At 73.0% G+C, this 7,753-nt stretch carries 6 protein-coding genes, 1 rRNA gene and 2 pseudogenes; 3 read left to right on the top strand and 6 right to left on the bottom strand.

Going from position 1 to position 7,753, the window contains the following annotated elements:
* The first annotated feature begins 130 nt into the window (after nucleotides 1–130).
* Together rrf and AB0C99_RS39145 are read left to right on the top strand one after the other, a co-directional pair.
* Nucleotides 131–247 (top strand): 5S ribosomal RNA (rrf, locus tag AB0C99_RS39150).
* A gap of 89 nt (nucleotides 248–336) precedes the next feature.
* A complete protein-coding gene (locus AB0C99_RS39145) occupies nucleotides 337–2,319 on the top strand; it encodes a pentapeptide repeat-containing protein (protein WP_362485219.1) in 1,983 nt (660 codons plus the stop codon).
* A gap of 26 nt (nucleotides 2,320–2,345) precedes the next feature.
* Here the strand turns inward: AB0C99_RS39145 and AB0C99_RS39140 are convergent, their stop codons facing one another.
* The 4 genes from AB0C99_RS39140 to AB0C99_RS39125 are packed head-to-tail and all read right to left on the bottom strand — an operon-like array spanning nucleotide 2,346 to nucleotide 5,965.
* Nucleotides 2,346–3,020, bottom strand: a complete 675-nt coding sequence (locus AB0C99_RS39140) for a response regulator transcription factor (protein WP_362485217.1) — start codon at nucleotides 3,018–3,020, stop codon at nucleotides 2,346–2,348.
* On the bottom strand, nucleotides 3,017–4,219 hold the full coding sequence (locus AB0C99_RS39135; RefSeq protein ID WP_362485221.1) for a histidine kinase: 1,203 nt from the start codon (nucleotides 4,217–4,219) through the stop codon (nucleotides 3,017–3,019). Before AB0C99_RS39135 ends, AB0C99_RS39140 begins: the two co-directional genes overlap by 4 nt.
* A 16-nt stretch (nucleotides 4,220–4,235) precedes the next feature.
* On the bottom strand, nucleotides 4,236–5,063 hold the full coding sequence (locus AB0C99_RS39130; RefSeq protein ID WP_362485215.1) for an ABC transporter permease: 828 nt from the start codon (nucleotides 5,061–5,063) through the stop codon (nucleotides 4,236–4,238).
* The gene (locus tag AB0C99_RS39125) at nucleotides 5,060–5,965 is read right to left on the bottom strand and encodes an ATP-binding cassette domain-containing protein (protein WP_362485213.1); all 906 of its coding nucleotides are present in this window, start codon (nucleotides 5,963–5,965) and stop codon (nucleotides 5,060–5,062) included. The genes AB0C99_RS39130 and AB0C99_RS39125 overlap by 4 nt, the downstream gene beginning before the upstream one ends.
* 148 nt (nucleotides 5,966–6,113) lie before the next feature.
* On the opposite strand from AB0C99_RS39125, the gene AB0C99_RS39120 reads away from it, so the two are divergent.
* Complete coding sequence (locus tag AB0C99_RS39120; protein ID WP_362485211.1) at nucleotides 6,114–6,671, top strand: GNAT family N-acetyltransferase; 558 nt, start codon at nucleotides 6,114–6,116, stop codon at nucleotides 6,669–6,671.
* A gap of 20 nt (nucleotides 6,672–6,691) precedes the next feature.
* Here AB0C99_RS39120 and AB0C99_RS39115 read toward each other — a convergent pair.
* Nucleotides 6,692–7,606: pseudogene (locus AB0C99_RS39115) on the bottom strand (type VI secretion protein); the annotation flags it as partial.
* A gap of 53 nt (nucleotides 7,607–7,659) precedes the next feature.
* A pseudogene (locus AB0C99_RS39110) lies at nucleotides 7,660–7,753 on the bottom strand (polyphosphate kinase 2 family protein); the annotation flags it as partial.

Here is a 7,753-nt window from a genome sequence, read left to right as displayed (position 1 = left end):
AGTAATGGGTGGAGCTGACCGGTACTAATAGGCCGAGGGCTTGTCCTCAGTTGCTCGCGTCCACTGTGTTAGTTCTGAAGTAACGAACTCGCCCCCTGAGGGGTGCGGCTTGAGTTCAACTTCATAGTGTTTCGGTGGTCATAGCGTTAGGGAAACGCCCGGTTACATTCCGAACCCGGAAGCTAAGCCTTTCAGCGCCGATGGTACTGCAGGGGGGACCCTGTGGGAGAGTAGGACGCCGCCGAACAATTTTTAGCCTCAACCCCTGGACTATGTCCGGGGGTTGAGGCATTTTTGCGTTCTGGGTCATGCGGGGGAGCCGGGGGGAACGCTGACGTGGAATTCTCGTCCTGGGGTGATGAGGGCCGGGCATTTCTGGGGGTGTGCGTCGCCGGTGCGGTGATCGTGCTGCTCTGGTGGGGTGTCGCGCGATGGGTCGCCTATCGGGATCCGCATCTGCGGACCGGCCGGCGGATTCCGCTGGTACCTCGCGGGCTGGTACGGGCGCGGCCGGAGGGGCTGCGGGGCGCGGTGCGGGGTGTCGTGGCCCTGCGCCGGCACCAAGGGGTGGGCAGCGGGATGTCCCCGGGCGAGCTGCTGGCGCGGGTCGCGGAGGCCGAGCGGGCGGCGCGGCTGCTGGGTTGGGGCCGGCGGGTGTGGGCCGTGGGTGTGCCGGGGCTGCTGCTGGCCGGGGGAGTCGTCCTGGGGACGTGGGTGGTGACGTACGACGACGTCGTGAACGGGCCGGGCGGCTTGTTCCCCAGTCCCCAAGAGGTCTTCCGGCTGCTGTTCGGCGAGCGGGGGTTCGTCGACGGGCAGGAGGGCTGTCTGGGGTGGTCGCTCCTGCGTGGCTGCGAGGAGGACTTCGTTCCCTGGTGGTCCGGGGCCGAGGCCGGTTTCGCCTTCGGGGCCGCCGTGGCGCTCGTCGTCGGGGCCTGGTGGCTCCGGCGTTCCGCGGTGCGGGGCTTCGCCGTGTGGGCGGGGCAGGAGCCGCCGCTGGCCGCGTGCCTCGCGGCGCTCCAGGGGTGCCGCGAGGCCCTGCGTACGCCCGCTCCCCAGGTGTCCGTCCTCGACGCGGCGGTCGCGGAACTCGGCGCGGAGCTGCGGGACTTCGCGCGGTACGGGCCGCCCGCGGACGCCGGGCGGCGGGCCGAGCTGGAAGAGCACGCCGGTCGCGTCGCCGCGACGCTGCACGAAGCCTCGGGGCGGGTGCTGCGGGAAGGGGTGCCGGTCGCGCTGCCCGCGCTCGTACGGCTGCTGGCCCAGCTTCAGGACCGGCTGCATGACTCCCGGTGGCTCGCGCTCCTGGATGCCCCGCTCCTCGTGCCCGCGCCCGTTCCGCCGGCCGGTGGACCCGTCGCGTCCGGGGCGGGAGGGGCGGAGGGCGGGCGCTGGCAGCGGTACATGGCCGTCGCGACGGCGCTGCCGGCCGTTCCCGCCCTGCTGGCCCTCGCGCTCACGGCGGTGACGGTCGGTCAGGCGCGGGACGCGCTGCGGGTCACCGAGCGGGACCAGGTGGCGTCGAGCTACAACGACACCGTCGCCAACCTGGGCGACGACTCCGTGAACGTACGCATCAGCAGCATCTACGCCCTCCAGCGGATCATGAAGGAGTCACCCCGGGAGCAGCCCGCGATCGTCGCGCTCCTCTGCGCCTACGTACGGGACCAGGCCAAGGCCCCGTCGAAGGCCAAGGTCGCCGCCGCGCACGCGAATCCGGACACCCAGGCGGCGGAGGACGTGCAGGCGGCCCTGAACGTGCTGGGAGCGCGGCCCATCGGGGTCGAGGGGGAGCCCATCATGGACCTGCGCCGGGCCTATCTGGTGGGGGCCGACTTCACCGAAGGGAACTTTACCGACGCCGACTTCCGGGGTGCCGACCTCACGTTCTCGCAGCTGCGGGGGGAGTTCGAGAACGTGTGGTTCAGCGGCGCGATCCTGCGCGGGGCGCGCATGGACGGCGGTCTGTTCGACGAGTCGGAATTCATCGGCACCGACATGGAGAACGTCGTGTGGGACGGTGCCCGCTTCGAGGACGCCGACCTCACGCGCGCGGACCTCAAGGGGGCGTCGCTCGACCCCGAGACCGAGGGGTCGTACGTCAGCCTGCCGGGCGCGGACCTGTCGGGTGCGGATCTCACGGACGCCGATCTGACCGGTGCCTCGCTCGTCGGTGCCGATCTCGGCGAGGACAAGGCGCAGAAGCTGCCCGCGGCCAAGCTCACCCGGACCGACTTCACCCGTGCCGATCTCACCGACGCGCGGCTCGACGGGGCGGATCGGGGGACGGCGGTGTGGGACGGGGCCGTGGGGGTCTGAGGGGGAGTTGCAGGGGCGGACTGAGTTTACGGTGTCGGGGTCACCAAGCCCGTGTCGTAGGCCAGGATGACCGCCTGGACGCGGTCCCGGGAGGCCGTCTTCGCCAGGACGCGGGTGACATGGGTCTTCACCGTCGACTCCGCCAGGTGCAGCCGGGCGGCGATCTCCGTGTTCGTCCAGCCCTGGCCCACGACCGTCAGGATCTCGCGTTCCCGGTCGGTCAGGGCGGACAGGCGGGGGTCCTGGCGGGGCTCCGGGGCCGTGCCGGGGGTGCGGGGGAGGTGGTGGACGTACGCGTCGAGGAGGCGGCGGGTCAGGGACGGGGCCACCACCGCGTCGCCGCTCGCCACCGCGCGGACGCCGGCCAGCAGCTCCTCCGGCTGGGCGTCCTTCACCAGGAAGCCGCTCGCGCCGGCGCGCAGGCCGTCGTACGCGTACGCGTCCTGGTCGAAGGTCGTGACGATCAGGACCCGGGTGCGGGCGCCCGTGGCGACGATCCGGCGGGTCGCCTCGATGCCGTCCAGGCCCGGCATCCGGATGTCCATCAGGACCACGTCCGGGTGGTGCCGGTCGGTCAGGCGGACCGCCTCGGTGCCGTTCGCGGCCTCCGCGACGACGGTCATGTCGTCCTGGCTCTCCAGCAGCATGCGGAAGCCGAAGCGTTGCATCGCCTGGTCGTCGGCGATGAGTACGGTCGTCACGTGTGGTTCTCCGGGGGCGCGGGGAGGGGGAGTTCGAGTCTGACGTGCCAGCCTCCGTCCTTCGGCGACGGGCCGCATGCGAGTGTGCCGTTGTAGAGCGCTGCGCGCTCTCGCATTCCTGGCAAGCCCCTTCCTGTGCCTGTGCCTGCGTTCTTGTTTTGGCCTGTGCTCTTTCCCGTGTTGGTGATCGTCGCCGTCAGGGTGTGGCGCGTGGATCGCACCTGTACGTGCGCTTCCGCTTGCGCGCCCGCGTGTTTCAGGGTGTTCGTCAGGGCCTCCTGGATCACTCGGTAGACCGTCAGTTGGGCGCCTGGGGAGAGGGCGGGAGGGGTGGACCGGGGGAGGTCCGACGTGACCTTCAGGCCCGCTTTTCGTACGCCTTCCAGGAGGGGTTCCAGGTCGGACAGGGTGGGTTGGGGGGTACGGGACGGGTCTTGGGCGGTGTCCTCGCGGAGGACGTCCAGGAGGCGGCGGAGGTCGGTCAGGGCCTCGCGGCTCGTGTCCGCGATCGCGTCGAGGGCCTGGGCCGCGCGCTCGGGGCGCTTCGCCGCCGCGTACCGGCCGCCGTCGGCCAGGCCCGTGATGACCGACAGGCTGTGGCCGATGATGTCGTGCATCTCCCGGGCGATCCGGGCCCGTTCGCCCGCCGCCGCCAGCCGGACCTCTTGCGCGCGCCGCTCGGCTCGGGCGCGGGTGGTGAGCCCGAGGAGGGTGGCCAGGGCGTAGGCGGCCAGGGGTGGGAGGAGGGCGGTCGGCCAGGTGGTGCGGGGGGAGTGGGTCGTGGCTGTCGCCGCCGTCGTCGCCAGGGCCGGGAGGAGCAGGAGGGCCGTGCGGGCCAGGGTGCGGGGTGGGCGGGTTCTCGCGAGGTGGTAGAGCGGGAGCGCCTGGAGGTACGCGGCCTGGAGGAGCGCGCCCGAGGCGGCGCTGACCAGGGCCGCGCCCGCCAGCGCGGCCAGCACCGCCGTGGGGTGGCGGCGGCGCGCGTACAGCGGGAGGGTCAGGGCCAGGGTGGTGGCGGTCACCAGGGCCTGTGGGGCGGTCGGGTCGGCGGCGGTGCTGCGCCAGCCGCCGCCCGTCGCGTCGACCAGGGCGGCGCCCGTCCAGAGCAGGGTCAGGACGGTGTCCCAGACCCGGGGGCGGGCGGTGTCGAACGCCCGTATCCGGGAGGCGGATCGGTGGAGGGCGCCGCTCAGGTCCATGGTCACCGGGCCATCCTCATACGTCGCGGCGGCGCAGGGACAGGGCCGGTACGGCGAGAGCCGCGGCGGTCCAGAGGGCGAGGGTGAGGAGCGCGGTGGCGGGGGTGGGCGCGGCGGGGGCCGGGGTGGCGGTGCCGAGGGCGCCGGCCGCCTGGAGCGGGAAGTGGCGCACGGCCGTGTCCATCCAGGCGTACGGGAGCATCCCGAGGACCTGGGGGAGGACCAGGACGCCGCCGATGAACGCGCCCAGCGCGCCGGGTACGGAGCGGAGGGCGGCGCCGAGGCCGAGGGCGATGAGGCCGAGCAGGGTGAGGCCGGCGGCGTTGCCCGCGAGGGCGGTGAGGACGCCGGGGTCGGTGAGGGAGGCGGCCTGGTCGGTGTCGTCGAGGAAGAGCTGGGCGGTGACGAAGGTCAGCAGGCCGGTGGCGAGGGAGAGGGGGAGGACCGCCGCCGTGTAGGCCGCGGCCTTCGCCCAGAGGACGGGGAGGCGGCGGGGGACGGCGGTGAAGGTGGCGCGGATCAGGCCGGTCGCGTACTCGCCGGCCGTGACCAGGATGCCCAGGACGGCGAGGGAGACGGCACCGAGCTGCGAGCCGTACAGGGTGAGGACGACGGTGTCGATGTCGGAGTCTCCGCCGCCGGAGGTGTACGTGGAGCCCATCAGGATGCCGACGCCGAGGATGAGCGCGGCCGTGGTGCCCAGGGTCGTCCAGGTCGAGCGGAGGGTGTGGAGTTTGTGCCATTCCGCTTTGAGGACTCGGGGGGTGGTGAGGTGGGGGGTTTGCTGAAGGGTTTGCTGGGGGGTTTTGGATTGGTTTGCTTGGAGCTGCTTCGTCTTGTTCATCGGGGGGCTCCCTGGTACTCGGTCGCGTCTCGGGTGAGGTCCATGAACGCCTGTTCCAGGGACGCCGTTCTCGGGGTGAGTTCGTGGAGGGGGATGCCGTGGGCCGCCGCCGCTCGGCCGATCTCCGGGGCTTCCAGGCCCGTGACGCTGAGGGTGTCGGCGGCCTCGGTGGCGATGTGGGTCGCGGCGGGCAGCAGGGCGCGCAGGCGGTCCGCTTCCGGGGTGACGACCGTGACGGTGGTGCCGCCGGCCTGGCGTACGAGTTCGGCGACGGTCGTGTCGGCGAGGAGCCGGCCCTTGCCGATGACGATCAGGTGGTCCGCGGTCAGGGCCATCTCGCTCATCAGGTGCGAGGAGACGAGGACCGTGCGGCCCTCGGCGGCGAGGTCGGTGAGGAGGGTGCGGATCCAGCGGACGCCCTCGGGGTCGAGGCCGTTGACCGGTTCGTCGAGGATGACGGCGGCCGGGTCGCCGAGGAGGGCGGCCGCGATGCCGAGGCGCTGGCCCATGCCGAGCGAGAAGCCCTTGACCCGGCGGTCGGCGACCTCGGTGAGGCCGGTGACGCCGAGGACGTGGGCGACGCGGGAGCGCGGGATGCCGTGGGTGAGGGCGAGGGCCGTCAGGTGGTGGCGGGCGGTGCGGCCCGGGTGCAGGGAGCGGGCTTCGAGGAGGGCGCCGGCCTGGGTGAGCGGGGCCGGGTGCTCGGCGTAGGGGCGGCCCGCGATCGTCGCGCGGCCCCGGGTGGGCGTGTCGAGGCCGAGGAGCATCCGGAGGGTGGTGGACTTTCCGGCGCCGTTGGGGCCGAGGAAGCCGGTGACGGTGCCGGGGCGGACGGTGAAGGAGAGGTCCTGGACGACCGTTCGGGAGCCGTAGCGCTTGGTGAGGTGCTCTGCGCGGATCATGCTTCGACGGTAGGGAGCGGGGCGGGCGCGGGCGTCGGACCTGGGGTGGCAGGGGGCGGGCCTGTGTCGTACCCGGGTATGACGTGGGGCGGGGGGTGCGTTGCAAAACGCCTTGTCAGGGGCTTGGGGCGTGGGGAGGATCCTGGGCATGGACTTTCTTGTGCGTGAGGTCCGGGCCGACGAGTGGGAGCGGACCCGGGAGATCCGGCTGGCGGCGCTCCGGGATCCGGTGGCCCCGATCGCCTTCCTCGACACCTATGACGCCGCCGTCGGGCGGCCCGACTCGTTCTGGCGGGAGCGGGCCGAGGGCGCGTCCGCGAGCGGGGCCGGTGCGGCGCGGCAGTTCGTGGCGGAGGCGGCGGACGGGCGGTGGCTCGGGACGGTGAGCGTGCTCGTGGAACGGCCCACGGACGAGGTGCGGTTCGGCGAGGTCGCGGTGGTGGACCAGACGCATGTCGTGGGGGTGTACGTGCGTCCCGAGGCGCGTGGGGTCGGGGTGATCGACGCGCTGTTCCGGGCGGCCGTGGAGTGGTCCTGGTCGCTGTCGGAGCCGGTGGTGCGGCGGGCGCGGCTGTACGTCCACGAGGACAACGCGCGGGCCGCCGCCTTCTACCGGCGCTTCGGGTTCGTCGCGACGGGGGCGAAGGTGGCGGTGCCCGGGGACTCGGGCGCGTATGAGCTGGAGTACGAGATTCCGCGTCCCTAGGGCGCGTCTTCAGGGTGTCCCTAGGGCGTCGGGAGCGGGTCGGGCCAGCGGGATCTGGCCTGTTCCCGTGAGCGCATCAGGGCGAGGGTCGGCAGGCCGTGGGCGGTGCCGTCGGCGAGGAGCGCCGGGAGGGCCGGGAGCGGGGCGACGGCGGCGACGTCGTCGAGGACCAGGCTCAGTGGTGGGTCGAGCCGACCGTCGGATGACCGTGCGGCCATGCGGCGGCCGTGCTCGACCACGCTTGCGACGAGCGCGGTGAGGAGGGGCATCGCGCCGGGGTGGGTGCGCGGGTCCTCGATCGGTTCACCCACCACGTACAGGGTGCCCTGTTCGGCCACGAAAGATGCCAGCGTGAGCGTGTCCGTTCGATTGGGCGTGCAGGCGTCCCTGATGTGGATCGAGGAGAGGGCGGAGAGCGTACGGGCCGTCAGCGCCTGGGCCGCCTGGCGGCGTTCGGGGTGGGCGGTGAGCGCGGATTCGAGGAGTCCGGCCTGGCCCGATGCCGCCTTGGGGTGGGTGCGCAGGATCCGGACCGGGTCGTGGGCGTCGGCGCCCTGGGCCCAGCGGTGGACCTGCTTGAAGGGGCGGCCGTCGACGGCGGCGGCGTGCAGCCAGCAGCGGAGGAGCGTTTCCGCGGTGTCGGCTAGGGCCGCGTCGAGGCGGGACTGGGGGCGTACGGGGGCGAGGAGCGCGGTGGCGCGGTCCTGGGCGGTGGCCGGGTCTTCGCAGCCTTCCGCCGGGTTCCAGTGGAGGCGGGCGGGGGTGTCGCAGAGGTGGCCGGGGTCGTAGACGAGGACGGGGCCGAGTTTGGCTCTGGCGTCCTTGGTGTCCTCCCACAGGGTGGGGTCGGAGGTGACGATCAGGGCCGGGCCCTCGGCTTCGCGGATCGCTTCCGTCGCGGTGGGGCGGCGGGTTTGCTGGGGGGCGTAGATGACGTTTTGGGGGAGGAGGGCCGCCGCGGTTGCTGTCGGTGGGGTTTCTGCCGGTGCCACAGCGCCCGCTCCTCGATGTCGCCCGGGTTGAACTTCCAGTGCTTCTCCGGCGTGTCCAGGCGCTCCAGGAGCCGGTCGCGCTGCTCCTCG

This window comes from Streptomyces sp. NPDC048659 (genome assembly GCF_040650575.1).
Classification (GTDB): domain Bacteria; phylum Actinomycetota; class Actinomycetes; order Streptomycetales; family Streptomycetaceae; genus Streptomyces.
This window is presented reverse-complemented; position numbering and strand designations above follow the sequence as displayed.

Bases quoted from the DNA above. Each gene is read 5' to 3' on its own strand.
- AB0C99_RS39125 (WP_362485213.1), bottom strand. From the start codon at position 5,965: ATGATCCGCGCAGAGCACCTCACCAAGCGCTACGGCTCCCGAACGGTC.
- AB0C99_RS39120 (WP_362485211.1), top strand. From the start codon at position 6,114: ATGGACTTTCTTGTGCGTGAGGTCCGGGCCGACGAGTGGGAGCGGACC.
- AB0C99_RS39130 (WP_362485215.1), bottom strand. From the start codon at position 5,063: ATGAACAAGACGAAGCAGCTCCAAGCAAACCAATCCAAAACCCCCCAG.
- AB0C99_RS39135 (WP_362485221.1), bottom strand. From the start codon at position 4,219: ATGGACCTGAGCGGCGCCCTCCACCGATCCGCCTCCCGGATACGGGCG.